Source organism: Streptomyces sp. NRRL S-244 (assembly GCF_000717915.1).
GTDB lineage: Bacteria > Actinomycetota > Actinomycetes > Streptomycetales > Streptomycetaceae > Streptomyces.
On sequence record NZ_JOCX01000023.1, the window covers coordinates 18,576 to 43,132 of the forward strand.

A 24,557-nucleotide genomic window follows, 5' to 3' on the forward strand; every position below is an offset into this window, starting at 1 on the left:
GTCACGGGTCCGCTCACAGCTGGAGCCCGGCCGTGAGGAGGTCGACGAAGCCGACCTCCTCCTTCGCCACACCGAAGACCTCGGCGCGCAGCATGGTGCGCTCGGCCCAGGCCCGGTGGGGCTTCACTTCGTTCATCTTGTTCGTGTAGGCGGAGCGCATGACTCCGCCGCCGCCGCGCTCGGGGCGCAGGATGTCCTGGGCGTCGCTGAACTCCTCGTGGGAGACCACCGACAGCGCGTGGACGGGCGTGACGTGGGCGGGGTGAATGCAGGTCTTGCCGAGGAGTCCGTTGGCCCGGTCGAGTTCGATCTCGCGCAGGAGCCCGTCGAGGTCGTGCTCGATGAGGGTGGTGCGCAGTTCCTCGGCGCCTTCCTGGAGGAAGGGGCTGCGGCGCAGCTGGGGCTTGAAGAGGCGCTGCTGGTTGCGGAAGTACTCCCAGACGGGTCCGGTCACGGTGAAGCCGGTGCCGTCGGCGCGGCTGAGCACGTTGACCACGTCGGCGATGACTCCGGCGACGATCTGGACGTCGTAGGCGGTCATGTCCGGGGTGCGGCGCAGTCCGTAGACCGAGCAGAAGTCGGTGACGCCGAGGCGCAGGGCCAGGACGCGGTCGCGGTACCGGCCCACGGTGCGGGAGATGCCGGCGAGGGCTTCGACGCGGGTCTCGAGGTGGAGGAGGTCGGGGGTTTCCAGGACGGGCATGGCGTACAGCGGCTGGTGTCCGCCGGCCGCCTCGGCCTGGGCGACGGCGTCGAGGAAGGCGGTTCCGCGGCTCTCGGTGAACTTGGGGAGTACGAATCCGGCCAGTCTGCGGGCGGAGCCGCCGAGGCGGTGCACGAGGTCGGGTATCTGCTCGGGGGTGCGGACCCGGATGAAGAGGAGCGGGAGCTCTCCGCCGTCGGCGTCGAGGGCGGCGAACTGGCGGACGAGGTTGTCCTCGGCTTCGGCGACCTCGGCGTCGCTGATCGAATCCTCCAGGCAGAGGACCATGGAGACGACCCCGCGGGCGGCCTGCTTGTGGACGTCCCCGGCGAGGTTCGGGCGGGTGGCGGGGCTGTAGAGGGTGGCGCCGAGGGCGGCGGCGAGAATGCGGGCGGGGGAGGCGGCGGTGAACTCGGCCGGCTCCTGGTGGAAGAGGTCCTTGCGGACAGTGGGCGATATGTGCCCGAAGTGACGCATGTGCTTCCCCCGTACTGCCTCGGCGGCCCCAGTGGCGTGGCCGGTAATAGTACGTACGAACGTGAGTCAAGAGTTCCTCAAGCACATGAAGTTCAGGTAACCCTCTTGCACAATGCCCAGGTCTTTCTTGCGCGACAAGGCCCTGCGGGGGGCCGCGTTGTTCCGCGCCGCCCCGGGAGGGCAGGATGACGGGCATGACGCACGCGATGCAGAAGGGCTCGAACATCCCGGTGACCGCCGTGGCGGTCCGGGCGGTGCTGCGCTGGACCGGCGGCCCCGAGGTGCCGGACGTCGACGCCTCGGCGCTGCTCGTGGGCCCGGACGGGCGCGTGCGCTCGGACGAGGACTTCGTGTTCTACAACCAGCCCCGGCACCCCTCGGGGGCCGTCTGGCGGCTCGGCAAGAAGCAGCTCGGCGACGGGATCACCGACGCCGTGCAGGCGGACCTGCGCGCGGTGCCGCCGGTGGTGGACCGGATCCTGGTGGTGGCCTCCGCCGAGGACGTGCCGTTCCAGCAGGTCCGCGACCTGCGGATCCTGCTGTACGACGCCACGGCGACCGGCGGCGCCGAGCCGCTGGCCTTCTTCGACGTGCGCCCCGAGACCGGCGCCGAGACGGCCCTGATCTGCGGGGAGCTGTACCGCCGCGGCGACGGGTGGAAGTTCCGCGCGCTGGGCGAGGGCTACTCGAACGGCCTCGTCGGGCTGGCGACCGACCACGGGATCTCGGTGGACGAGAACGCCGCCGAGGGCGGGTCCGGGGCCGACCCCGCCGCCGGGCCGAACGGCGAGCAGACGGCCCAGATGCGCCCGCCCGGCCCGTCGGGTTCGCAGCAGGCACCGCAGGCACCGCAGCCGCCGGTAACGCAGGCCCCGCCGCCCGTGCAGCCGGCGTACGGCTACCCGCAGCCGGTGTCCCCGGCCCCGGTGCCGGTCCCGGGCGGCGACCCGACGTTCCGGCTGCCGGTGCAGGGCCCGCAGTTCCTCCGCCGCTGACGCGCGCCGCGCCTGACCGGGACCGCCGCGGACCCGCAGCGGACCCGCCTCGGACCCGCCTCGGACCCGCCTGGGTCCCGCCGGGACCCACCCGGTCCCGGTCAGGCCTTGGGGTCCCGCCGGGACCCACCCGGACCCGGTCAGGCCTTGGTGCTCTTGTAGCCCCGCCCCCACTGCAGGCCCCACCCGTACAGCCGGTCCAGCTCGGCCTGGAACCCGTACACGAACTTCACCTCGCGCCGCACGATCAGCTCGCCCTTGACGTGCTCCATGGAGAGCACCGCGCAGGAGCGGGCCTGCGGCTGCCGCTCCTCCAGCGGGATCTCGATCCGCGGCCCGGTGATCGGGTAGAGGGTGATCATGGCGTGCGTCCGGTCGAAGGCCGGGGTCTGGTCGTAGATGTAGACGAACACCAGCAGCCGCTTGATCTCGTCGGCGTGGTCCAGGTTGACGAAGACGGTCTCCCCCGACGGCGCCCCGAACCGGTCGTCGCCGCTGAGCTTCACGTACGGCGGGCTGTTGATGTCCCCGTGGAGGTTGCCCAGCGGCTGGACGACGCCCCTGGTCCCGTCGGCCAGCTCGTAGAGGCAGCCGAGGTCGAGGTCGACGTTGACCATGCCCTGGGTGTGCGCCTGCACCATCTCGGGCTTGAACAGCTTGAACGGGTGGCGCAGCAGCCGGCCGCCCTCACCCCCGCCGCGGCCGCCGATGTCCGAGCTGCGCATGCGCCAGGACAGGTTGACCCGCAGGTTCCCGTGGACCGCCCCCTGTTTGGTGAGCGACACCGTCGGATGCCGCTTGGTCAGCTCGATCGCGGCCGAGGCGCTGCCCGAGTCGAACTGCAGGGCGCGGCTGCCCCTGATCCCGTCGAAGAATCCCATTTCCCCTGTCCCCCCTCATTCTGTGTAGGCGGGGCGGCCTACGCGGACGGGGCGGCCCGGCAGTCCGCAGACCAGCCCGGCCGCCCCGTAGTTGGAGCGTTCCGCATTACCGCCGTGATCATGCCTCGGCGGTGGAACCCTCCAGTTCCAGGCGCTTGTTGCGGCGCACCGAGGACCAGAAGGACCAGGCGATGAGCAGCACGCCGACGAGGCCGGTGATGACCTCGTGGATCTCGTACTGGATGGTGACGAGCAGGATCACGGCGAGCGCGCCGATGGCGTAGTGCGCGCCGTGCTCCAGGTAGACGTAGTCGTCGAGGGTGCCCTGGCGGACCAGGTAGACCGTGAGCGACCGGACGTACATGGCGCCGATGCCGAGGCCGAGGGCCATCAGCACGATGTCGTTGGTGATGGCGAAGGCGCCGATGACCCCGTCGAAGGAGAAGGAGGCGTCGAGGACTTCGAGGTAGAGGAACATGAAGAAGGCGGCCTTGCCGGCCATGGCGACGGCCGAGACGGGCTTGCCGCTCTTCTTGGCCGCTTCCTCGGCTTCGTGCTCGGCCTCTTCCTCTTCTTCGAGGCGGTTCTCGAAGTAGCCGGAGAGACCGCCGACGATCATGTACGTGATCAGGCCGGCGATGCCGGAGACCAGGACGGTCTGCGCCTTGTCCACGTGGGCCCCGCCGTGCTGGTGGGCGTTGGCGGCGAAGGTCGCGGACGTGATCAGCAGGACGATCAGCGAGATGCACGCCGACAGCATGTCGATCTTGCCGAGCTTGGCGAGCGGGCGCTCCAGCCACGCGAGCCACTTGATGTCCCGGTCCTCGAAGATGAAGTCGAGGAAGATCATCAGAAGGAACATGCCGCCGAAGGCCGCGATCGCCGGGTGGGCGTCCGTGACCAGCTGCTGGTACATGTCCTTGTCGTTCAGCGCCAGATCGACGGCCTCGATGGGCCCGATACCGGCGGTGACCGCGACGATCACGACGGGGAAGACCAGGCGCATGCCGAACACGGCGATGAGCACACCAATGGTGAGGAAGATCTTCTGCCAGAAGGCGTTCATCTTCTTCAGGATTCCGGCGTTGACCACCGCGTTGTCGAAGGACAGCGAGATCTCAAGGATGGACAGGATCGCGACGATCCCGAGTCCGGTCATTCCCCCGTAGAACCCCGCTGCGACCAGACCGAGCGCAGTGACTGCGAACGACCAGCCGAAGGTTTTGAGAACCACTGGCACCCCATCGTCTTGTACGGCTTTACGAAACGTTGACCCCGAAGTCTAGAGCGATGCCCCGGAGCCCCGACGCGTACCCCTGCCCCACCGCTCGGAACTTCCATTCGCCGCCGTACCGGTAGACCTCGCCGAAGATCATCGCGGTCTCGCTGGAGGCGTCCTCGGTGAGGTCGTAGCGGGCCAGTTCCTGGCCGTCCGAGTCGTTGACCACGCGGATGAAGGCGTTGCTGACCTGGCCGAAGCTCTGGCGGCGGGCCTCCGCCTCGTGGATCGAGACCGGGAAGACGATCTTGTCGACCTCGACCGGCACCTTGGTCAGGTCGATGATGATCGATTCGTCGTCGCCCTCGCCCTCGCCCGTGAGGTTGTCCCCCGTGTGTTCGACGGAGCCCTCGGGGCTCTTCAGGTTGTTGTAGAAGACGAAGTACGCGTCGCCCAGGACCCGGCCGTCGCGGCACAGCAGCGCGCTGGCGTCGAGGTCGAAATCGGCCCCCGTGGTCGAGCGCGCGTCCCATCCGAGACCGACCAGGACCCGGGTGAGGTTCGGTGCGGCCTTGGAAAGGGAGACGTTGCCCCCCTTGGCGAGTGTGACGCCCATGTTGTGGTCCTCCCCGGACGACGTGGTGATCGCGGCGCGCCCCGCGTGGCGGGCCGCCGGTGAAGCTCGGTGGTGCATCTCGGCGGTGCACCGCCGCAAAGCGCGTCCGGCGCCGTACACACAGTGCACGGCGCCGGACGGGTGACTGCTGGCAGGCTCAGACGTTGACGCCGAAGTCCTGGGCGATGCCGCGCAGGCCGGAGGCGTAGCCCTGGCCGATGGCGCGGAACTTCCACTCCGCTCCGTTGCGGTACAGCTCGCCGAAGACCATGGCGGTCTCGGTCGAGGCGTCCTCGGAGAGGTCGTAGCGGGCGAGCTCGGAGTTGTCGGCCTGGTTCACGACGCGGATGTACGCGTTGCGGACCTGGCCGAAGCTCTGCTGGCGGCTCTCGGCCTCGTAGATCGAGACCGGGAAGACGATCTTGGCGACATCGGCCGGGACACCGGCCAGGTTCACCTTGATCGCCTCGTCGTCGCCCTCGCCCTCACCGGTGGTGTTGTCACCGGTGTGCTCGACCGAGCCGTCCGGGCTCTTCAGGTTGTTGAAGAACACGAAGTTCGAGTCGTTGGCGACCTTGCCCTGGTCGTTGGTCAGGATCGCGCTGGCGTCGAGGTCGAAGTCGACACCGGTGGTGGTGCGAGCGTCCCAGCCCAGACCGACGATGACCGCCGTCAGATTCGGCGCGGCCTTGGTCAGCGAGACGTTTCCGCCCTTGCTGAGGCTGACTCCCACGGGTCCTCCATTGGGTTCATGTGTGGGGCGGTGCCCCGTCGTGCGGTTTCTACCGGGATCAACGCTTCGATCCTAGTGACGGGTTCCCGCCTGTCGGCGTCTTTCCCGGTGAACAGTTCGCGGAACCCGCCCGAAGTGCGGCGATTGCGCGACGGCCCGACGGGTTCTGAGTTTCTCGAGGGCTCTCGGGGCTCTCCGGGGGCTCTCGGAGACTTTCTCAGAGGCTGTTGAGGGCCTTGATGTACTCGTTCAGGTCACGCGCGTCGGGCAGGCCGTTGACGACGGTCCAGCGCACGACGCCGTCCTTGTCGATGATGAAGGTGCCGCGGACCGCGCAGCCCTTCTGCTCGTCGAAGACGCCGTACGCGCGGGAGGTCTCGCCGTGCGGCCAGAAGTCCGAGAGCAGCGGGTAGTCCAGGTTCTCCTGCTCGCCGAAGACGCGCAGGGTCGGCACGGAGTCGTTGGAGACCGCGAGGAGCTGGACGTCGTCGTTCTGGAACCGCGGCAGCTGGTCGCGCAGCTCGCACAGCTCGCCGGTGCAGACACCGGTGAAGGCGAACGGGTAGAAGAGCAGCACCACGGCCTTCTCGCCGCGGAAGTCGGAGAGCCGCACGGTGGCGCCGTGGTTGTCCTTGAGCTCGAAGTCCGGGGCCTTGCTGCCGACCTCGATCGCCATCTCTCGCATCCCTTCGTTCCTGCATCCCTGCATTGGGCTGTTCGGGTGGGTCCAGCCTAGGGGGACAAGGCCCCCGGAACGCACGCACCCCGCCGACCGGAACGGATCCGGCGGGCGGGGTGCGTGTCCGCTTGGCTGCGGGGCGCGGCTCAGCGCTTGGCCTTGGCGGCCTTCGGCGTCACCAGCTTGGTGGAGGTCCACTCCTTGCCGACGGGCAGGCCCTTGGCAAGCGAGAGGCCGGCCGTTTCGGCCGCCTCGCTGATGTCGCTGGCCTCGACGTAGCCGTCACGGCCCGTCTTGGGGGTCAGCAGCAGGATCAGTGCGCCGTCCTCGACCAGCTCGGTCGCATCGACCAGGGCGTCCGTCAGATCGCCGTCTTCGTCGCGGAACCACAACAGCACCGCGTCGGCGACGTCGTCGTAGTCCTCGTCGGCGAGCTCGCTGACGAGCTTCTCGACGGCGTCACGGAATTCCTGATCGACGTCGTCGTCGTAGCCGATCTCCTGGACCACCTGTTCGGACTGGAAACCCAGCCGGGCGGCCAGGCTCTCCGCGTGGTCCGCGGTCGCGCTCACGGGGTGCCTCCTGCTCATGTTCGGTGAATGTCTTCGGCGGCGCGCGTACGCGCAGCATTGGGCGTAGTCCACACGGGCGCGGCGGATCGCGCAAGTACCCGGCCGCCGAGACCGTCGAAACGGTGACGATTACGGCCGTCTCGCCGCAACTTTCAGCCTTCCCGTGTGTACGTCTGGTGATTCATCCCACACCATTCCAGCTCATTCGGCATCATCGGCGACACTGAGCGGCTTTCCTACCTGTTTGAGGGACGAACGGCCTTACGAACCCGCTGATCGTCTTGGGCGTAGGGTTCGAAGTGGCCGGACCCGCCGCCGACGGCGCCCCGAATCGCCGCGGACTCCAGTGATTACCCAGTAGTACAGGTGACGATTCCGACCGAGCGTACGACGATGGGAGGCGGCGAAACCCCATGGCACGACTCCCCTGACAGCGAAGGAACAGCGTGGCTTCCGCATCCGATCGCAATCCGATCATCATTGGCGGCCTGCCGAGCCAGGTCCCGGACTTCGATCCGGAGGAGACGCAGGAGTGGCTCGACTCCCTGGACGCAGCCGTCGACGAGCGGGGCCGTGAGCGCGCCCGCTACCTGATGCTGCGGCTGATCGAGCGGGCCCGCGAGAAGCGCGTGGCCGTGCCCGAGATGCGCAGCACGGACTACGTCAACACGATCGCGACCAAGGACGAGCCGTTCTTCCCCGGCAACGAGGAGATCGAGCGCAAGGTCCTGAACGCCACCCGGTGGAACGCGGCCGTCATGGTCTCGCGCGCCCAGCGTCCCGGGATCGGCGTCGGCGGCCACATCGCTACGTTCGCGTCCTCCGCCTCCCTCTACGACGTGGGCTTCAACCACTTCTTCCGGGGCAAGGACGAGGGCGACGGCGGCGACCAGATCTTCTTCCAGGGCCACGCCTCCCCCGGCATCTACGCGCGCGCCTACCTCCTGGACCGGCTCTCCGAGCAGCAGCTCGACGCGTTCCGGCAGGAGAAGTCGAAGGCCCCGTACGGCCTGTCCAGCTACCCGCACCCGCGGCTGATGCCGGACTTCTGGGAGTTCCCGACCGTCTCGATGGGTCTCGGCCCGCTCGGCGCGATCTACCAGGCCCGGATGAACCGGTACATGGAGGCGCGCGGGATCGCCGACACCTCGAAGTCACACGTTTGGGCGTATCTCGGCGACGGCGAGATGGACGAGCCGGAGTCGCTCGGCCAGCTGTCGATCGCCGCCCGCGAGGGCCTGGACAACCTGACCTTCGTCGTGAACTGCAACCTGCAGCGGCTCGACGGCCCGGTGCGCGGCAACGGCAAGATCATCCAGGAGCTGGAGTCGCAGTTCCGCGGCGCCGGCTGGAACGTCATCAAGCTGATCTGGGACCGCTCCTGGGACCCGCTGCTGGCGCAGGACCGCGACGGCATCCTCGTCAACAAGATGAACTCGACGCCGGACGGGCAGTTCCAGACGTACGCGACCGAGACCGGCGCGTACATCCGCGACCACTTCTTCGGCGACGACCAGCGGCTGCGGGCGATGGTCGAGAACATGAGCGACCAGCAGCTGCTGCACCTGGGCCGCGGCGGCCACGACCACAAGAAGATCTACGCGGCGTACGCGGCGGCCAAGGCCCACAAGGGCCAGCCGACGGTGATCCTGGCGCAGACGGTCAAGGGCTGGACGCTCGGCCCGAACTTCGAGGGCCGCAACGCGACGCACCAGATGAAGAAGCTGACGGTCGACGACCTCAAGCGCTTCCGCGACCGTCTGCACATCCCCATCACGGACGCGCAGCTGGAGGACGGCGCCCCGCCGTACTACCACCCGGGCAAGGGCTCGCCGGAGATCCAGTACATGCACGACCGGCGCAGCTCGCTGGGCGGCTACGTGCCGACCCGCGTGGTGCGCGCGAAGCCGCTGCAGCTGCCGGACGACAAGACGTACGCGGCGGCCAAGAAGGGCTCGGGCCAGCAGTCGATCGCCACGACGATGGCGTTCGTGCGCATCCTGAAGGACCTGATGCGGGACAAGGAGATCGGCAGGCGGTTCGTGCTGATCGCCCCGGACGAGTACCGCACGTTCGGCATGGACGCGTTCTTCCCGAGCGCCAAGATCTACAACCCGCTGGGCCAGCAGTACGAGGCGGTCGACCGCGACCTGCTGCTCGCGTACAAGGAGTCCCCGACGGGCCAGATGCTGCACGACGGCATCTCGGAGGCGGGCTGCACGGCCTCGCTGATCGCGGCGGGTTCGGCGTACGCGACGCACGGCGAGCCGCTGATCCCGGTCTACGTCTTCTACTCGATGTTCGGTTTCCAGCGCACGGGTGACCAGTTCTGGCAGATGGCCGACCAGTTGGCGCGCGGTTTCGTCCTGGGTGCGACCGCCGGCCGGACCACCCTGACGGGTGAGGGCCTCCAGCACGCCGACGGTCACTCCCAGCTGCTGGCGTCGACCAACCCGGGCTGTGTGGCGTACGACCCGGCGTACGGGTACGAGATCGCGCACATCGTCCAGGACGGCCTGCGCCGCATGTACGGGCCCGAGGCCGAGGACGTCTTCTACTACCTGACCGTCTACAACGAGCCGATCCAGCACCCGGCCGAGCCGGCCGGCGTGGACGTGGACGGCATCCTCAAGGGCATCCACCGGGTGTCCGCGGGCTCGGAGGGCTCCATCGGGGCGCAGATCATGGCCTCGGGCGTGGCGGTGCCGTGGGCGCTGGAGGCCCAGCGGATCCTGGCCGCGGAGTGGAACGTCCGGGCGGACGTCTGGTCGGCGACCTCCTGGAACGAGCTGCGCCGCGAGGCCGTCGAGGTGGAGGAGCACAACCTGCTCCACCCGGAGGAGGAGCAGCGCGTCCCGTACGTGACGCGGAAGCTGTCGGGCGGCGAGGGGCCGTTCGTGGCGGTGTCGGACTGGATGCGGTCCGTGCCGGACCAGATCTCGCGGTGGGTGCCCGGCGCGTACACCTCGCTGGGTGCGGACGGCTTCGGCTTCGCGGACACGCGCGGTGCGGCCCGGCGCTTCTTCCACATCGACGCGCAGTCGGTGGTGCTGGCGGTGCTGACCGAGCTGGCCAAGGAGGGCAAGATCGACCGTTCCGCGCTGAAGCAGGCGGTGGACCGGTACCGGCTGCTGGACGTCTCGGCGGCCGACCCGGGCGCGGCGGGCGGCGACGCGTAGCCTCCGCGGACAGGTGTCAGGGCGGGTCCCCGGCAGTGCCGGGGGCCCGCTTCGCTTTACCAGTTCCTTACGATGCTCCGTATGAAGGAACCCTCCCGCCAGCTGCGGTGGGAGCGGCGGAGCCAGACCCCGCTGCTCGTGCTCGCCGCGGCCTTCACCGTCGCCTACGCCGTGCCGATCGTCGTGCCCGACGCGGACGCGGACGTGCACCGGGCGTGCGCGGTCACCGAGTGGGTGGTGTGGGGGGCCTTCGCCGCCGATTACCTGATGCGGCTGGGCCTGTCGACGGCCAAGAAGGCGTTCGTCCGGACCCACTGGCTGGACCTGGGCGCGGTGCTGCTGCCGATGCTCCAGCCGCTGCGGCTGCTGCGGCTGGTGTCCACGCTGCTGCTGGTGGGCCGGCGGGCGCGGATGGCCCCGCAGATCCGGCTGACCACGTACGTGGCGGGGGCGGTGGTCGGGCTGCTGATGTTCGGCTCGCTCGCCGTGCTGAGCGTGGAGCGGGACGCCCCGAACGGCAACATCAAGAACCTGGGCGACGCCGTGTGGTGGAGCTTCACCACGATGACGACCGTCGGGTACGGGGACCACTCCCCCACCACCGGGCTCGGCCGGGTCCTCGCGGTGGGGCTGATGCTGTCGGGGATCGCGCTGCTGGGTGTGGTGACGGCCAACATCGCGGCCTGGTTCATCTCCCGGTTCGAACGCGACGACCGGGTGGAGCGGGCGCAGACCGCCGCGATCGCGGAGCTGGCCGCGGAGGTACGGGCGCTGCGCGCCGAGATCGGGCGCCTCGGCGCGGCGGCCGCCCCGGGCCCGGGGGCCGCTGCGGGTGCCGCGGCCGCCCAGGGTGCCGCGGCCGCTCCGGGCGCGGGGGCCGACGTACCGGCCCGGGTGCCCGAAGCGGCCCCGGCTGCGGACGCCGCTACCGCTCCCACACCTTGAAGGCCCTGACCAGGTAGGGGGATTCGGGCAGCCAGACCCCGTCGCCGGGATACGTCTGGAACTCGCCGGTCTCCGCGCACTCGGCCGACTGGTAGGTGGTCACCGGCCGCCCGGTGCCGTTGACCAGCGACTGGGCGCTGGTCCCGGCGGGCAGCGCCGTACAGCTGTTGATGTCCAGGGTGCTCAGCTCGTGGGTGTGGCGGGTTCCCTTGAACTGCGGCTTCGCCCACAGGCACAGCTGCCCGGTGGCGCAGGCGGGGGCCTTGCCCGGCGGCGGGCCGGCGGCGTGTGCGGCGCTGGCCGTACTCGGGATGAGCGCGGCCAGGGCCAGGACGGTCGCGGCCAGGACGGTGGTGGACCGTGCGGGTGAACTCGTACGCATGACGGGTCAACTCCTTGTGGACGACGGCACCCCGGACCGCTTCCGGAGCGCCTCGGACACCACGCTGACCTGCGAGGACGGTCGGGCGGAAGGGGCCGGGGGCCGGTCCACCCGGATAGGCGACGGCCCCGCCGGAACCGCCCGGCGGGGCTGTCGTACGTCCGCGGTTGACGCCCGCGCGAGGGCGTCGGGGCGGGTGCGGGCGGCTCGGCCCGCCCCCGGCCGTCCCCGAACGGGTTGCCTGCGGGGCGTCGCCGACGACGACCTCGGTGGCGCCGGCCAGGAGCGACGGCGGCCGACACTTCACCAACGGCTCAGCGAGACAGTGGCTGTCAGGTCGGTCACAGGTACCCTGACCGCTCACTCAGCGTCAGCGTCGGCAGGCGGAGCCTGCGGAAAGGACACCCCTCGGTGATGACCGACGAGCGGCCGGCGCCGGTACCGGCGCCCGGACTGCGCGAACGCAAGAAGCGGCGCACCCGGGACGCGCTGCTGCGCGCCGCCCTCCTCCTCTTCGTCGCGCAGGGGTACGAGCGCACCACCGTCGACGAGATCACCGACGCCGTGGACGTCTCCCAGCGCACCTTCTTCCGGTACTTCGCCAACAAGGAGGAGGTCGCCTTCGCCGTCCAGGACCTCGTCGAGTCGCACTTCGTCGCCGCGCTGACCGCCCGGCCCCCCGCCGAGGGCCCGCTCGAAGCCCTGCGCGGCGCGCTGCTCCGTGCCTGGGACACCCTGGAGGAGGCCCTGTCCGACGTGGTGCCGGTCGACCTCTACATGCGTACGTACCAGCTCATCGAGTCGACGCCGGCGCTGCTCGCCGTGCACCTGCGCCGCTCGACCGAGCTGGAGGAGCGCATCGCCCGGCTGATCGCCGAGCGCGAGGACCTGGACGTGGACGCGGATCCGCGGCCCCGGGTGGCGGTCGCCGCCTTCTCCGGGGTGATGAGGGTCACCGGGCGGCTGTGGGGGCAGGGCGAGGACGCCAGCGTGGCCTCGATCCGGCGGATGACCGAGGCCTGCCTTGACCAGATCGGCCCGGCGCTGGCCGCGGAGTGGCGCTGAACACCCGTACGGGCTCGCACCGTCGGCCGTGAACCCGGTCACCCTGGGCGCCGTGGCCGGATCCGGTCTCCTACGCTGGTCCCAGTGAACCTGCCCGGCCTCGCCCACTCCACCGCCGTCGGCGCCGACCCGCGCCCCGCCGCCCTGCGCACCCTGCTCGCGCTCGCGGTGGTCTTCATCATGCTGGCGACCACCGGCTGGACCGCGGTGCACCGCCCCGACGCGGGCACCACCCTGCGGACCGCCGCCCTCGCCTCCTGGGCCTCGGCCCGGATCGACGGCCGCCCGGTGCCGCCCGCCGACGCCCCCGTACGGACGGTGGCCCGGTTCTTCGCCGGCCTCGACGGGTCCCAGCGGGCCCGGCTGGCCGAGGGGTACCCCCTGGTCGTCGGCAACCTCGACGGGGTGCCCGCCGCACTGCGCTACCGGGCCAATCTGCGCGGCCTGGAGCTGGCCGAGCGGGCGGAGGAGGCCCGCAGCCGGGACGTCAGCCTGACCCCGGCCGACCGCACCGCGGCCGGCCGGCGCTCCCACCGCTTCGAGTCCCTGGCCGAGCCGGGCCGGCAGATCCTCGCCTTCGACCCGACCGGCGGCGGCCGTGTCGCCGAGGTGTTCGGCGATCTCGACCGGGCGGACCGGATCTCGGTGGTCGTCCCCGGCGTCGACACCGACGTGCTCACCTTCGAGCGCACCCAGCGCCGCCTCACCGCGCCCGTCGGCATGGCCCGGTCGCTGTACGAGGCCCAGCGCGCGCAGGCTCCCGGCAGCCGGACCGCGGTCATCGCCTGGGCGGGCTACACCGCGCCGACCGGGGTCGGCATGGACGCGGCCACCGGCCGGATGGCGGTGGACGGAGCCGTACGGCTGGAGTCCCTGGCGGCGGCGCTGCCCGGGGACGCGAGCGTGGCGCTGTTCTGCCACAGCTACGGCTCGGTGGTGTGCGGGGTCGCCGCGCACGCGCTGCCGGCGTCGGTGACGGACGTGGTGGTGGCGGGCAGCCCGGGGATGCGCGCGGGGTCGGTGGCCGACCTGCACACCTCGGCCCGGGTGTGGGCCACGCGGGACTCCGGGGACTGGATCGCGGACGTACCGCACCTGGAGGTCGGCGGGGTCGGCCACGGGGCGGACCCGGTGTCGCCGGAGTTCGGATCGCGGGTGCTGTCCGCGGCCGGGGCGAAGCTCCACACCGGCTATTTCGAGCCAGGCACCGGTTCCCTGGACAACTTCGCCAAAATCGGAACCGGCGCGTTCGATTCCATCACGTGCGCGACCGGCGACGATGCGTGCCGGCGTGGAATTTCCGGGACAGACGGGGACTGACACGCGTAGAGCCCTGGAAAACGGGCTTCGCACCGAGGGGGGACGCACGGGGGTGCGTCCCTTTACCATGTGCCGCATGGGTGACGTACTGGCCGGAAATCATGCCGTCTGGGAGTTCGACTCGGACTCGGTGCTCATCCGCTTCGCACGGGGGATACGAACGCCGAGGACTCCGAGACTCCTGCACGCCCTCGGGGAGCGGCGCATCCCCTTCGAGGCGTTGGCGGGGGTGACCGTGAGCGCGACCGGATCCGGGGGGAGACGGGACGCGGTGGTCCTGCGTGCCGTGCCGCGGACGGGCGCGGATCCGCTGGTGGAGGCCGCCGCCGGGCAGTTGCGGGAGGTCTGCGATCCGTACCGGCTGGTGCTGCCGGGCGACCGGGCCGGGCAGGCCGCCGAGTTCGCGGACGCCGTACGGGCCCGGCTGGGCCCGGAGGCCGCCGAGCCGGCGGAGCGCTTCCTGGTCCAGGTGCCGCAGCCGCCGCTGCAGCTGAAGGCGTACGACGCGCGGCTCGGCTTCGACGGCTCGGCGGTCACCTTCCAGTGGTCGCGCACGGGGGCAACGAGCGCCAAGTGGAAGGCGGGCGACCAGCGTTACCCGCTGACCGCGCTGACCGGCGTCGAGTGGAGCTCCCCGGAGCGGCCGGGCGGCCACCTGCGGCTGCTGCTGCGGGACGCGGCGGGCGACCCGCGGCCCGACCACGACCTGGCGGCCGCGGTCTTCGCCGTCGGGTACGGGTCGGTGCACGAGTCGCTGCCGTTCGCGGCGGCCGTCCTCGCCGCCCTGCGCGGCCGCGCCCCGGTGGCCTCGGTCCCGGCGGCCCGTACGGACGAACGCCTGCACCACCTGAGCGAGTTGTACAGCGCGGGCCTGCTGACGGACGCCGAGTACGCGGCGCTGCGCGACCGCTTCGCCGCCGAAGCCTGACGCACGGCTGGCCGACCTGCGATCCGCCGACCCGCGACGGACCGGCCGAGGCCCTCCGCGGCCGCCGGCGGGAGGCCCCCCGCCGGCGGCCGCGGGCCGGACCCGGGACGACCGGTCTAGCCCTCGCGGCCCGCGGACGTCCAGGTCATGTCCGGGTAGCGGTCGCCGGAGACGTGGGCGGCGATCGGCTCCAGCAGCGCCAGCTCCGCCGGCGTCAGCGTGATCCGCGTCGCGGCGGTGTTCTCCGCGAGACGGCCGGTCTTGCGGGTGCCCGGGATCGGGACCACGGTCAGCCCGTGCACCTGCGCCCGCTGGTGCACCCAGGCCAGCGCGATCTGCGCCGGGGTCGCCCCGTGCGCCTGCGCGATCTCCCGCACCGGCGCCAGCAGCTCCGCGTTGGCCTTGGCGTTGTCACCCGTGAACCGGGGCTGGAAGCGGCGGAAGTCCGCCGCCGAAAGGTCCGCCGCCGCGTCCGCGAACGAGCCGGTCAGGAAGCCGCGCCCGAGCGGGGAGTACGGCACGAAGGCCACGCCCAGCTCCGCCGCCGCGCCCACCGCGGTGCGCTCCACGTCCCGGCTGAACAGCGACCACTCCGACTGGAGCGCCGCGATCGGGTGCACCGCGTACGCCTCGCGCAGCTCGGGGCCGGTGACCTCGCTGAGCCCCAGGTGGCGCACCTTGCCCTCCTGCACCAGCTCGGCCATCGTGCCCACCGACTCGGCGAAGGGCACGGCCGGGTCGCGCCGGTGCATGTAGTAGAGGTCGATCACGTCGGTACCGAGCCGGCGCAGGCTGTCCTCCACGGCCCGGCGGATGTACGCGGGGTCGTTGCGGATGCCCCGGTGCTGCGGGTCGTCGGTGCGCTCGATGCCGAACTTGGTGGCGAGGGTGATCTCGTCCCGGTGCTCGGCCACGAACGGCGCGATGAACTTCTCGTTGGCGCCGCGCCCGTAGCTGTCCGCGGTGTCGAAGAGGGTGACCCCGGTGGCCAGGGCCGCTTCCAGGGTGTCGCGGGCCCGCGCCTCGTCGGTCTCCCCGTAGAACTCGCTCATGCCCATGCAGCCGAGGCCCTGGATGCCCACGAGCGGGCCTCCCTTGCCGAGTTCGACCTGCTCGATGGTGGTGTTCTGCGTCATTGCCGTGTCGCCTTCCCCGCGGTCGTGCCCGTTGCATACATGTCGATCTTGAAGTCCAGTACGGCGAGCGCGTCGTTCAGCTCCGCTATCCGCGCACGCACCTCGCGCCGCGTCTGCTCCAGCAGTTCGCGCCGCTGGTCGACGGTGTGCTCGCCCTCGCGCACGAGTTCGGCGTAGCGGACCATGTCCGCCACCGACATCCCGGTGGCGCGCAGCTTGCCCACGAAGGCCAGCCAGTGGAGGTCCTTGTCGCTGAACCGGCGCTGTCCCGAGTGGGAGCGGTCCACGTGCGGCATCAGGCCGATCCGTTCGTACCAGCGCAGCGTGTGCTGGGTCAGACCGGTCCGGGCCTCGACCTCGCTGATCGTGTACCGCGTCTCCGTCAGGCTCATGACGACCACGCTAAAACCTTGGAGTGCACTCCAAGCAAGTAGGCTCGGCCGCATGGAGAGCGTGGAGACCCTGCAGAGTCTGCGGACCATCGAAAACTGGCCGGTACCGACCGCCGCGGCGGCCGTGGTGCGCGCCGACGGGAGCCTGGCCGGCTCCCACGGGCCCCTGGACCACCGCTTCGCGCTGGCCTCGGTGACCAAGCCCCTCGCCGCGTACGCCGCGCTCGTCGCGTACGAGGAGGGGGCGATCGAGCTGGACGAGCCGGCCGGGCCCGAGGGTTCGACGGTCCGTCACCTGCTCGCGCACACCAGCGGGCTGGCGTTCGACGAGCACCGCGCGATGGCCGCGCCCGGTACGCGCCGGCTGTACTCGAACGCCGGTTTCGAAGTGCTCGGCGACCACATCACCAAGGCCACCGGCATCCCGTTCACCGAGTACGTGCACCAGGCGGTGTTCGAGCCGCTCGGCATGGCGTCGACCACCCTGGAGGGCTCGCCGGCCAAGGACGGGGTCTCGACGGTCCGCGACCTCGTCCGGTTCGCCGCCGAGCTCCAGGCGCCGCGGCTGCTGGACGTGCGTACGGTCGCGGAGGCCACCTCCGTGGTCCACCCGGGGCTCAAGGGGGTGCTCCCGGGGTACGGGATCCAGTCCCCCAACGACTGGGGGCTCGGCCTGGAGATCCGCGACGGCAAGTCCCCGCACTGGACGGGCGCCTCGTCCTCGCCGCGCACCTTCGGCCACTTCGGGCAGGCCGGCACCTTCCTGTGGGTGGATCCGGACGCCCGCGCCGCGTGTGTGGCGCTGGCCGACCGCGCCTTCGGCCCGTGGGCCGTGGAGGCCTGGCCTCCGTTCACCGACGCGGTCCTCGCCGAGCTCGCCGCCCGGTAGGACCGGAAGCCAGGGCAGCACGGCGGCTACGGCAGCCAGGGCGGCACGGCTGCCACGGCGGCTACGGCAGCTCCCAGATCAGCAGCTCGCCCGGGGATCCGGCGACGATCTCCAGGCCCCGCTCCCCGGTGATCCGCGCCGCGTCCCCGGGGCCGAGCTCCTCCCCGTCCAGCCGCAGGTCCCCGCGTACCACGTGCAGGTAGATCCGCTCCGCCGCCGGTACGGCCACCCGCTCGCCCGCGCCGGGCCGCCGCACATGCAGGACGGCGCCGGCCGCGGGGATCTCGTACGGGGTGCCGTCGGCGATCTGCCGGACCAGCGTGTACGAGGGCTCCCCGCCCTGGGCCGCCGGCGCGAGCCACGTCTGCACGAAGCGCAGCGGCGCCGCGCCGTCGTTGCGCTCGATGTGCCGGGCGCCGGATCCGGCGGCCAGGTGCTGCACGTCGCCGGGCCGGACCACGGTGCTCTCGCCCGTGCTGCCCTTGTGCGTGAGCTCGCCCTCGACGACCCAGGTGACGATCTCGGTGTGGCTGTGCGGGTGCTCGTCGAAGCCGGCGCCCGCGGCGAGCCTCTCCTCGTTGCAGGCCAGGACCGGGCCGAAGCGCAGGTTGTCCGGGTCGTAGTGCGGGCCGAACGAGAAGGCGTGCGCGGTCGTGATCCCGGCGTCCGGATCCCCGCCTGCGTACCGGTCGGCCCCGCGGCGTACGTCAATCATGGAAGTCACCGTAGCCCCCCGGGGGAATGCCGCCACGGGACCGGACTCCGCGCCGCCGTCCCGATAAGGCAGTCTTGTCCCGTGCCCCAACCCGAACGTGAGCATTCCCCCGCGCATCCCGCTCCCGCCCATCCGCACGCCGCGACGCTGCGCCGGCTGGAGAAGTCCTCCGGCCGGCTCGCCGCGAACGCGATCGCCCGCATGGACGAGACCCTGCCGTGGTACCGGGCGATGCCCCCGGAGAACCGGTCCTGGATCGGCCTGGTCGCGCAGGCCGGCATCGCCGCGTTCACGGAGTGGTTCCGGCACCCGGAGACTCCGCAGGCGATCTCCACGGACGTCTTCGGGACGGCTCCGCGCGAGCTGACCCGGGCGATCACCCTGCGCCAGACGGTGGAGATGGTCCGGACGACGATCGAGGTCATGGAGACCGCGATCGAGGAGGTCGCGGCCCCGGGCGACGAGTCGATCCTGCGCGAGGCGCTGCTGGTGTACGCCCGGGAGATCGCGTTCGCGACGGCCCAGGTGTACGCGCAGGCCGCCGAGGCGCGCGGGGCGTGGGACGCCCGGCTGGAGTCCCTGGTCGTGAACGCGGTGCTGTCCGGCGAGGCGGACGAGGGCGCGCTGTCGCGGGCCGCCGCACTTGGCTGGAACTCGCCGGAGCACGTGTGCGTGGTGCTCGGCACCGCACCGGAGGGCGACAGCGAGCTGACGGTCGAGGCGATCCGGCGCGCGGCCCGGCACCACAAGCTCCAGGTCCTGACGGGTGTGCTCGGCGACCGCCTCGTCGTGATCGCGGGCGGCAGCGACAACCCGATCCAGGTGGCGAAGTCGCTGATCGGGCCGTTCGCGGCGGGCCCGGTGGTGGCCGGTCCGGTGGTGCCGGATCTGCTGAACGCGACCAAGTCCGCGCAGGCGGCGGCAGCCGGGCTGAAGGCGTGTACGGCCTGGCAGGACGCCCCGCGGCCGGTGCTGGCCGACGATCTCCTGCCCGAGCGCGCGATCGCCTCGGATCCCTCCGCCCGGGAACAGTTGGTGGAGGAGATCTACAGACCGCTGGAAGAGGCGGGGTCGGCGTTGCTGGAGACGCTGAGCGTGTATCTGGAGCAGGCGAGCAGCCTGGAGGGGGCTGCGCGGATGCTGTTCGTGCACCCGAACACGGTGCGCTACCGGCTGCGACGTGTGACCGACGTCACCGGCTGGTCGCCGTCGGATGTCCGATCTGCGTTCACGCTGCGGATCGCCTTGATCCTCGGGCGTCTGGCCGACGGCGATCAGCAGTCCTAGACTTTTGTCGGACATCAACAATTACCCCGACGGTTCTTCGTCCCTGTCCCCACGGGCGGCGGGGACCGTCCACAAGAGAGAGTGTGAGGGTGCTCGTACTCGTCGCTCCCGGCCAAGGCGCACAGACGCCCGGCTTCCTGACTCCCTGGCTCGACCTCCCCGGCGCCGCTGACCGCGTCGCCGCCTGGTCCGACGCCATCGGGCTCGACCTTGCCCACTACGGCACGAAGGCGGACGCGGACGAGATCCGCGACACGGCGGTGGCGCAGCCGCTGCTGGTGGCCGCCGGTCTCCTGTCCGCTTCGGCCCTCGGCTCCCCTGCGGCCTTCGGCGCCGTCGCGGGCCACAGCGTCGGCGAGATCACCGCCGCCGCGTACGCCGGTGTGCTGTCGGACGCGGACGCGCTGTCGTTCGTACGGACCCGCGGTCTGGCGATGGCCGAGGCCGCCGCCGTCACCGAGACGGGCATGGCCGCGGTGCTCGGGGGCGACCAGGCCGTGGTCGTCGCGCACCTGGAGAAGCTGGGTCTGACCCCGGCCAACATCAACGGCGCGGGCCAGATCGTCGCCGCAGGAACGATGGAGCAGATCGAGGCCCTGGTGGCCGAGAAGCCCGAGGGCTCCATGAAGGTCGTCGCCCTCAAGGTCGCGGGCGCCTTCCACACGCACCACATGGCTCCCGCGGTCGCCACGCTGGAGAAGGCCGCGCAGGCCCTCGCCCCGGCCGACCCGGAGCTGAAGTACGTCTCGAACAAGGACGGCCACGTCGTCACCACGGGCGCCGACGTCGTCGCCCGCCTGGTCGGCCAGGTCGCGAACCCGGTCCGCTGGGACCTGTGCATGGAGACGTTCGGCGAGCTGGGCGTCACCGGGATCATCGAGCTCAGTCCGGGTGGCACCCTGACGGGTCTGGCCAAGCGCGCGCTCAAGGGCGTGCCGGCCGTGGCCCTGAAGACCCCGGACGATCTCGAAAAGGCCGCCGCGCTCGTCGCCGAGCACGCGGCCTGAGAGAAGGAGCCCACACAGCATGTCGAAGATCAAGCCTGCCAAGGGCTCCCCGTACGCCCGCATTCTCGGCGTCGGCGGCTACCGACCGACCCGCGTGGTCTCCAACGAGGTCATCCTGGAGACGATCGACTCGTCCGACGAGTGGATCCGCTCGCGCTCCGGGATCGCGACCCGGCACTGGGCCTCGCCCCAGGAGACCGTCGCCGCGATGTCGGTGGAGGCCTCCGGCAAGGCGCTGGCCGATGCCGGGATCTCGCCCGAGCAGATCGGCGCCGTGATCGTCTCCACGGTCTCGCACTTCAAGCAGACCCCGGCCGTCGCGACCGAGATCGCGCACCGGATCGGCGCGGTCAAGCCCGCCGCGTTCGACATCTCCGCGGGCTGCGCCGGCTTCGGCTACGGCCTGACGCTGGCCAAGGGCCTCGTCATCGAGGGATCGGCCCAGTACGTCCTGGTCATCGGCGTGGAGCGGCTGTCGGACCTGACCGACCTGGAAGACCGCGCGACGGCCTTCCTGTTCGGCGACGGCGCCGGCGCCGTGGTCGTCGGCCCCTCGGACGAGCCGGCCATAGGCCCCACGGTGTGGGGTTCGGAGGGCGACAAGTCCGAGACGATCAAGCAGACCGTGCCGTGGGACGAGTACCGCAGCACCGACAGCGACCAGAAGTTTCCGGCCATCACGCAGGAGGGTCAGGCGGTCTTCCGCTGGGCCGTCTTCGAGATGGCCAAGGTGGCCCAGCAGGCGCTCGACGCGGCCGGGATCACCGCGGAGGACCTGGACGTCTTCATCCCGCACCAGGCAAACATGCGGATCATCGACTCGATGGTGAAGACTCTGAAGCTGCCGGAGCACGTCACGGTCGCCCGTGACGTGGAGACCACCGGCAACACCTCGGCCGCCTCGATCCCGCTCGCTATGGAGCGGCTCCTGGCGACCGGAGCGGCGAAGAGCGGCGACACCGCGCTCGTCATCGGCTTCGGGGCGGGACTCGTCTACGCCGCGACGGTCGTTACCCTCCCCTAGGGTCCGGGAAGCACATCCCGCCCCGCATCACCCCAGTTAGCTATAGAAGGAGCGCCACATGGCCGCCACGCAGGAAGAGATCATCGCGGGCCTCGCGGACATCGTCAACGAGATCGCCGGCATCCCGGTCGAGGACGTCGAGTCCGAGAAGTCGTTCACCGACGACCTGGACGTCGACTCCCTGTCCATGGTCGAGGTCGTCGTCGCCGCCGAAGAGCGCTTCGACGTCAAGATCCCGGACGAGGACGTCAAGAACCTCAAGACGGTCGGCGACGCCGCGGACTACATCCTGAAGCACCAGGCCTGAGCCTGACGAGCGTTTGTCGCCACCTGGCGGTGGCGCCGTGACAATTCAGCACCCCCTTAGACGTGGAGAAAGAATTCCTGTGAGCCCGACCAATCGCACCGTGGTCGTCACCGGTATCGGCGCAACCACTCCGCTGGGTGGCGACAGCGCTTCGACCTGGGAAGGTCTGCTCGCCGGCCGGTCCGGCGTCTCGCCCCTGGAAGGCGAGCGCTTCGCCGAACTGCCGGTCCGCATCGCCGCACAGGCCGCCGTGGACCCGAGCGAGGTACTGCCCCGCCCGCTGGCCCGCAAGCTCGACCGCTCGGCGCAGTTCGCCCTCATCGCGGCCCGTGAGGCCTGGGCGGACGCGGGTTACACCGCTCCCGCCGGCGAGGACGAAGCCATCGCCCCCGAGCGTCTGGGCACCGTGATCGCCTCCGGTATCGGCGGCGTCACCACCCTGCTCGACCAGTACGACGTACTGAAGGAAAAGGGTGTGCGCCGGGTCTCCCCGCACACCGTCCCCATGCTCATGCCGAACGGCCCGTCGGCCAACGTCGGCCTGGAGGTGAACGCCCAGGCGGGCGTGCACACCCCGGTCAGCGCGTGCGCCTCCGGCGCCGAGGCCATCGGCTACGCCGTCGAGATGATCCGTACCGGCCGCGCCGACGTGGTCGTCGCGGGCGGCACCGAGGCGGCGATCCACCCGCTGCCGATCGCCGCGTTCGCCAACATGATGGCGATGTCCAAGAACAACGAGAACCCGCAGCAGGCCTCCCGCCCGTACGACAAGGCCCGCGACGGCTTCGTCCTCGGCGAGGGCGCGGGCGTCGTCATCCTGGAGTCCGCCGAGCACGCCGCCGCGCGCGGCGCCCGGGTCTACTGCGAGGTGCTGGGCCAGGGGCTGTCCGCGGACAGCCACCACATCGCGCAGCCGGAGCCGACCGGCCGCGGTGTCGCGGCCGCGGTGCAGAACCTGCTGGACAACACGGGTCTCGACCCGGCCGAACTGGTCCACCTGAACGCGCACGCCACGTCGACCCCGCAGGGTGACACGGCCGAGCTGAAGGCCCTGCGCAAGGTCCTGGGCGACGACCTCGACCACATCGCGATCTCCGCGACCAAGTCGATGACCGGCCACCTGCTGGGCGGCGCCGGCGGTATCGAGACCGTCGCGACCGTGCTCGCGCTGTACCACCGGATCGCCCCGGCGACCATCAACGTCGACGACCTCGACGACGACATCGACGCGGACATCGTCGTCGGCGAGCCGCGCAAGCTGCCGGCCGACGGCCCGATCTCCGCGATCAACAACTCGTTCGGCTTCGGCGGCCACAACGTGACGCTGGCCTTCCGCAGCGTCTAGTCGACGAGCAGTACGTACGAAAGGGCCCGCCCGGCACTCGCCGGGCGGGCCCTTTCCGTATGCCCTGTGCCGTATGCCCCGGACCCGGGACTCAGACGACCTGGTGGAGCCAGCGGACCGGGGCGCCCTCGCCCGCGTAGCGGAAGGGCTCCAGCTCGTCGTCCCAGGGCTTGCCGAGCAGTTTGGCGATCTCCGCCTCCAGGTCGGTCTCGCCGCGCGCGGACCGGGCGAGGGCGGCGCGCAGCCGGTCCTCGGGGATCAGGATGTCGCCGTGCATGCCGGTGACGGCGTGGAAGATGCCGAGCTCCGGGGTGGAGCTGTAGCGCTCGCCCTCGGCGGTGGGGCAGGGTTCGGCGGTCACCTCGAAGCGCAGCAGGTGCCAGCCGCGCAGCGCGGACGCGAGCTTCGACGCGGTGCCCGCTTCGGCCTGCCACGAGAACTCGGCTCTCCAGGTGCCGGGGGATGCGGGCTGCCTGATCCAGTCGAGGTTCACCCGCACCCCGAGCACGCCCGCAACAGCCCATTCCACGTGCGGGCAGAGCGCGCGCGGAGCGGAATGCACGTACAGAACTCCACGTGTCGTCACCGGGACCTCCAGTGTGGGACGAGGTCGGGAATAAACTCCAGAAAACGGACAGTATGTGACGTGATGTAATGTAACGGAAATTATTTGACATTGCGCCACGGGACCTGCGGCCGAAACGCCACGGGAAAAAGCTACCGTGCGCCAGGGGTCATGGTGTGACGTACGGTCGGTCCGAGGCTGCCAAACGCAGAGCATTCACTCAGCAGGACGCCCCCGGAGGACGCGGGGCGACGAGGAGGGGAACCACCCGATGCGCACCACCGCCACGCGACGCCGCGCGCGCACGTCCCGGCGCCGGAGCCTCGCGGGCGCGGGCGCGGCGGCGGTCCTCCTGGCCGGGGTGCTGACCGGGTGTCAGTCGGGCGGGTCGGACACGGAGGGTGAGCGCGGGGCGCAGGCCGGGCCGCGCTGGAACACCGCGCCCGCGTCGCTCGCCGCCGTCGGCGATTCCATCACGCGGGGTTTCGACGCCTGTTCGGTCCTGGCGGACTGCCCCGAGGTCTCCTGGGCCACCGGGAGCGATCCCGCCGTCCACTCACTGGCCGCCCGGCTGCTCGGCGAGGCCGAGGTGCCGGCGCGCAGCTGGAACCACGCGGTGACGGGTTCCCGGATGGCGGACCTGGCGGGGCAGCTGGCCTCGGCCGCGGAGCACAAGCCCGACCTGGTCACGGTGATGGTGGGCTCGAACGACGCCTGCCGGCCGACGGCTTCGTCGATGACGCCGGTGGCGGAGTTCCGCGCCGGTTTCGAGAAGGCCCTCGCCGGTCTGCGCGCGGCCTCCCCCGCGTCCCAGGTGTACGTATCCAGCGTGCCGGACCTGCAGCGGCTGTGGGAGCAGGGCAAGGACACCCCCGTGGTGCGGCAGATCTGGAAGCTGGGGATCTGTCAGTCGATGCTGGCGGACCCGCTGTCGGCGGCCGCGGGGGCGACGGCCCGGCGCGAGCAGGTGCGGGCAAGGGTGGTCGAGTACAACGAGGTGCTCCGCGAGGTCTGCTCGAAGGACGCGCTGTGCCGCTACGACGGCGGCGCGGTGTTCCAGTACCCGTTCGCCGCGGACCAGTTGAGCCACTGGGACTGGTTCCACCCGGGCAAGGACGGGCAGGCCCGGCTCGCGGAGCTGGCGCACCGCCAGGTGACGGCGGCCGAACCGCCGCGCTGATGTGAGGCACATGGGG

The 24,557-nt window shown here is 71.2% G+C and carries 25 protein-coding genes; 13 read left to right on the top strand and 12 right to left on the bottom strand.

All coding sequences use genetic code 11. The annotated features are described in order from the left end of the window. Positions 1 to 13 precede the first annotated feature (13 nt). Positions 14 to 1,180 carry an HpcH/HpaI aldolase/citrate lyase family protein gene (locus IF02_RS0124690; protein ID WP_030160461.1) on the bottom strand — a complete coding sequence of 389 codons (1,167 nt, stop codon included), beginning with the start codon at positions 1,178 to 1,180 and terminating at the stop codon, positions 14 to 16. A 194-nt stretch (positions 1,181 to 1,374) separates the two neighbouring features. Between IF02_RS0124690 and IF02_RS0124695 the strand changes: the two genes are divergently transcribed. Then, entirely contained in the window at positions 1,375 to 2,175 is an 801-nt protein-coding gene (locus IF02_RS0124695; RefSeq protein WP_030160463.1) for a TerD family protein, read from the top strand. 140 nt (positions 2,176 to 2,315) lie between these two features. Here IF02_RS0124695 and IF02_RS0124700 read toward each other — a convergent pair whose 3' ends face one another. From IF02_RS0124700 to IF02_RS0124725, 6 genes are all read right to left on the bottom strand, one after another. Further along, positions 2,316 to 3,056 (bottom strand): TerD family protein, encoded by a 741-nt coding sequence (locus IF02_RS0124700; RefSeq protein WP_030160465.1) that lies wholly within the window; start codon positions 3,054 to 3,056, stop codon positions 2,316 to 2,318. A 118-nt stretch (positions 3,057 to 3,174) separates the two neighbouring features. Further along, positions 3,175 to 4,290, bottom strand: coding sequence for a DUF475 domain-containing protein (locus tag IF02_RS0124705; RefSeq protein WP_030160467.1), 1,116 nt, complete (start codon positions 4,288 to 4,290; stop codon positions 3,175 to 3,177). A 25-nt stretch (positions 4,291 to 4,315) separates the two neighbouring features. Then, the gene (locus IF02_RS0124710) at positions 4,316 to 4,891 is read right to left on the bottom strand and encodes a TerD family protein (RefSeq protein WP_030160469.1); all 576 of its coding nucleotides are present in this window, start codon (positions 4,889 to 4,891) and stop codon (positions 4,316 to 4,318) included. A 157-nt stretch (positions 4,892 to 5,048) separates the two neighbouring features. Beyond that, entirely contained in the window at positions 5,049 to 5,624 is a 576-nt protein-coding gene (locus IF02_RS0124715) for a TerD family protein (protein ID WP_030160471.1), read from the bottom strand. Between the two features lie 217 nt (positions 5,625 to 5,841). Next, complete coding sequence (locus IF02_RS0124720; protein ID WP_030160473.1) at positions 5,842 to 6,300, bottom strand: peroxiredoxin; 459 nt, start codon at positions 6,298 to 6,300, stop codon at positions 5,842 to 5,844. A 149-nt stretch (positions 6,301 to 6,449) separates the two neighbouring features. Continuing rightward, positions 6,450 to 6,875: a DUF3052 domain-containing protein gene (locus IF02_RS0124725; RefSeq protein WP_030009300.1), complete on the bottom strand. Its 426-nt coding sequence runs from the start codon at positions 6,873 to 6,875 to the stop codon at positions 6,450 to 6,452. Positions 6,876 to 7,321: 446 nt separating this feature from the next. On the opposite strand from IF02_RS0124725, the gene aceE reads away from it, so the two are divergent. Continuing rightward, on the top strand, positions 7,322 to 10,054 hold the full coding sequence (aceE, locus tag IF02_RS0124730) for a pyruvate dehydrogenase (acetyl-transferring), homodimeric type (RefSeq protein ID WP_030160476.1): 2,733 nt from the start codon (positions 7,322 to 7,324) through the stop codon (positions 10,052 to 10,054). Between the two features lie 72 nt (positions 10,055 to 10,126). Next, a complete protein-coding gene (locus tag IF02_RS0124735) occupies positions 10,127 to 10,999 on the top strand; it encodes a potassium channel family protein (protein WP_420708204.1) in 873 nt (290 codons plus the stop codon). Here the strand turns inward: IF02_RS0124735 and IF02_RS0124740 are convergent. Continuing rightward, entirely contained in the window at positions 10,980 to 11,381 is a 402-nt protein-coding gene (locus IF02_RS0124740) for a peptidase inhibitor family I36 protein (protein WP_030160480.1), read from the bottom strand. The two genes, IF02_RS0124735 and IF02_RS0124740, sit on opposite strands and share 20 nt — an antisense overlap. Positions 11,382 to 11,795: 414 nt before the next feature. Here IF02_RS0124740 and IF02_RS0124745 point away from each other — a divergent pair, with 414 nt between their 5' ends. From IF02_RS0124745 to IF02_RS0124755, 3 genes are all read left to right on the top strand, one after another. Further along, positions 11,796 to 12,446 (top strand): TetR/AcrR family transcriptional regulator, encoded by a 651-nt coding sequence (locus tag IF02_RS0124745; protein WP_030160483.1) that lies wholly within the window; start codon positions 11,796 to 11,798, stop codon positions 12,444 to 12,446. 84 nt (positions 12,447 to 12,530) lie between these two features. Further along, entirely contained in the window at positions 12,531 to 13,766 is a 1,236-nt protein-coding gene (locus IF02_RS0124750; protein WP_030160485.1) for an alpha/beta hydrolase, read from the top strand. A gap of 67 nt (positions 13,767 to 13,833) precedes the next feature. Beyond that, positions 13,834 to 14,694: a DUF4429 domain-containing protein gene (locus IF02_RS0124755; protein WP_037837038.1), complete on the top strand. Its 861-nt coding sequence runs from the start codon at positions 13,834 to 13,836 to the stop codon at positions 14,692 to 14,694. Positions 14,695 to 14,810: 116 nt separating this feature from the next. Here the strand turns inward: IF02_RS0124755 and IF02_RS0124760 are convergent, their stop codons facing one another. Together IF02_RS0124760 and IF02_RS0124765 are read right to left on the bottom strand one after the other, a co-directional pair. Continuing rightward, a complete protein-coding gene (locus tag IF02_RS0124760) occupies positions 14,811 to 15,830 on the bottom strand; it encodes an aldo/keto reductase (RefSeq protein WP_030160489.1) in 1,020 nt (339 codons plus the stop codon). Then, positions 15,827 to 16,222 carry a MerR family transcriptional regulator gene (locus tag IF02_RS0124765; protein ID WP_037837048.1) on the bottom strand — a complete coding sequence of 132 codons (396 nt, stop codon included), beginning with the start codon at positions 16,220 to 16,222 and terminating at the stop codon, positions 15,827 to 15,829. The genes IF02_RS0124760 and IF02_RS0124765 overlap by 4 nt, the downstream gene beginning before the upstream one ends. 70 nt (positions 16,223 to 16,292) lie before the next feature. Here IF02_RS0124765 and IF02_RS0124770 point away from each other — a divergent pair, with 70 nt between their 5' ends. Continuing rightward, positions 16,293 to 17,111 (top strand): serine hydrolase domain-containing protein, encoded by an 819-nt coding sequence (locus IF02_RS0124770; RefSeq protein WP_030160494.1) that lies wholly within the window; start codon positions 16,293 to 16,295, stop codon positions 17,109 to 17,111. 61 nt (positions 17,112 to 17,172) lie between these two features. Here IF02_RS0124770 and IF02_RS0124775 read toward each other — a convergent pair whose 3' ends face one another. Then, the gene (locus IF02_RS0124775) at positions 17,173 to 17,826 is read right to left on the bottom strand and encodes a pirin family protein (RefSeq protein WP_030160496.1); all 654 of its coding nucleotides are present in this window, start codon (positions 17,824 to 17,826) and stop codon (positions 17,173 to 17,175) included. Positions 17,827 to 17,907: 81 nt separating this feature from the next. Here IF02_RS0124775 and IF02_RS0124780 point away from each other — a divergent pair, with 81 nt between their 5' ends. The 5 genes from IF02_RS0124780 (at position 17,908) to fabF (ending at position 22,796) form a co-directional block, all read left to right on the top strand. Beyond that, a complete protein-coding gene (locus IF02_RS0124780) occupies positions 17,908 to 19,113 on the top strand; it encodes a PucR family transcriptional regulator (RefSeq protein ID WP_030160498.1) in 1,206 nt (401 codons plus the stop codon). Positions 19,114 to 19,202: 89 nt separating this feature from the next. Beyond that, positions 19,203 to 20,120 (top strand): ACP S-malonyltransferase, encoded by a 918-nt coding sequence (locus tag IF02_RS0124785; protein ID WP_030160500.1) that lies wholly within the window; start codon positions 19,203 to 19,205, stop codon positions 20,118 to 20,120. Between the two features lie 19 nt (positions 20,121 to 20,139). Next, positions 20,140 to 21,144 carry a ketoacyl-ACP synthase III gene (locus tag IF02_RS0124790; RefSeq protein WP_030160502.1) on the top strand — a complete coding sequence of 335 codons (1,005 nt, stop codon included), beginning with the start codon at positions 20,140 to 20,142 and terminating at the stop codon, positions 21,142 to 21,144. A gap of 58 nt (positions 21,145 to 21,202) precedes the next feature. Then, positions 21,203 to 21,451 (top strand): acyl carrier protein, encoded by a 249-nt coding sequence (locus IF02_RS0124795; protein ID WP_030160504.1) that lies wholly within the window; start codon positions 21,203 to 21,205, stop codon positions 21,449 to 21,451. Between the two features lie 79 nt (positions 21,452 to 21,530). Further along, positions 21,531 to 22,796 (top strand): beta-ketoacyl-ACP synthase II, encoded by a 1,266-nt coding sequence (gene fabF, locus IF02_RS0124800; RefSeq protein ID WP_030160506.1) that lies wholly within the window; start codon positions 21,531 to 21,533, stop codon positions 22,794 to 22,796. Between the two features lie 91 nt (positions 22,797 to 22,887). Here fabF and IF02_RS0124805 read toward each other — a convergent pair whose 3' ends face one another. Beyond that, positions 22,888 to 23,382: a DUF3145 domain-containing protein gene (locus IF02_RS0124805; RefSeq protein WP_030160508.1), complete on the bottom strand. Its 495-nt coding sequence runs from the start codon at positions 23,380 to 23,382 to the stop codon at positions 22,888 to 22,890. A gap of 250 nt (positions 23,383 to 23,632) precedes the next feature. Between IF02_RS0124805 and IF02_RS0124810 the strand changes: the two genes are divergently transcribed. After that, the gene (locus IF02_RS0124810; protein ID WP_030160511.1) at positions 23,633 to 24,541 is read left to right on the top strand and encodes an SGNH/GDSL hydrolase family protein; all 909 of its coding nucleotides are present in this window, start codon (positions 23,633 to 23,635) and stop codon (positions 24,539 to 24,541) included. Positions 24,542 to 24,557 lie beyond the last annotated feature (16 nt).

Excerpts from the sequence above, each read along its gene's own strand:
- IF02_RS0124690 (WP_030160461.1), bottom strand. The coding sequence starts at position 1,180 with ATGCGTCACTTCGGGCACATATCGCCCACTGTCCGCAAGGACCTCTTC.
- IF02_RS0124695 (WP_030160463.1), top strand. The coding sequence starts at position 1,375 with ATGACGCACGCGATGCAGAAGGGCTCGAACATCCCGGTGACCGCCGTG.
- IF02_RS0124700 (WP_030160465.1), bottom strand. The coding sequence starts at position 3,056 with ATGGGATTCTTCGACGGGATCAGGGGCAGCCGCGCCCTGCAGTTCGAC.
- IF02_RS0124710 (WP_030160469.1), bottom strand. The coding sequence starts at position 4,891 with ATGGGCGTCACACTCGCCAAGGGGGGCAACGTCTCCCTTTCCAAGGCC.
- IF02_RS0124720 (WP_030160473.1), bottom strand. The coding sequence starts at position 6,300 with ATGGCGATCGAGGTCGGCAGCAAGGCCCCGGACTTCGAGCTCAAGGAC.
- IF02_RS0124735 (WP_420708204.1), top strand. The coding sequence starts at position 10,127 with ATGCTCCGTATGAAGGAACCCTCCCGCCAGCTGCGGTGGGAGCGGCGG.
- IF02_RS0124740 (WP_030160480.1), bottom strand. The coding sequence starts at position 11,381 with ATGCGTACGAGTTCACCCGCACGGTCCACCACCGTCCTGGCCGCGACC.
- IF02_RS0124745 (WP_030160483.1), top strand. The coding sequence starts at position 11,796 with ATGACCGACGAGCGGCCGGCGCCGGTACCGGCGCCCGGACTGCGCGAA.
- IF02_RS0124755 (WP_037837038.1), top strand. The coding sequence starts at position 13,834 with ATGTGCCGCATGGGTGACGTACTGGCCGGAAATCATGCCGTCTGGGAG.
- IF02_RS0124760 (WP_030160489.1), bottom strand. The coding sequence starts at position 15,830 with ATGACGCAGAACACCACCATCGAGCAGGTCGAACTCGGCAAGGGAGGC.
- IF02_RS0124765 (WP_037837048.1), bottom strand. The coding sequence starts at position 16,222 with ATGAGCCTGACGGAGACGCGGTACACGATCAGCGAGGTCGAGGCCCGG.
- IF02_RS0124775 (WP_030160496.1), bottom strand. The coding sequence starts at position 17,826 with ATGATTGACGTACGCCGCGGGGCCGACCGGTACGCAGGCGGGGATCCG.
- IF02_RS0124790 (WP_030160502.1), top strand. The coding sequence starts at position 20,140 with ATGTCGAAGATCAAGCCTGCCAAGGGCTCCCCGTACGCCCGCATTCTC.
- IF02_RS0124795 (WP_030160504.1), top strand. The coding sequence starts at position 21,203 with ATGGCCGCCACGCAGGAAGAGATCATCGCGGGCCTCGCGGACATCGTC.
- IF02_RS0124810 (WP_030160511.1), top strand. The coding sequence starts at position 23,633 with ATGCGCACCACCGCCACGCGACGCCGCGCGCGCACGTCCCGGCGCCGG.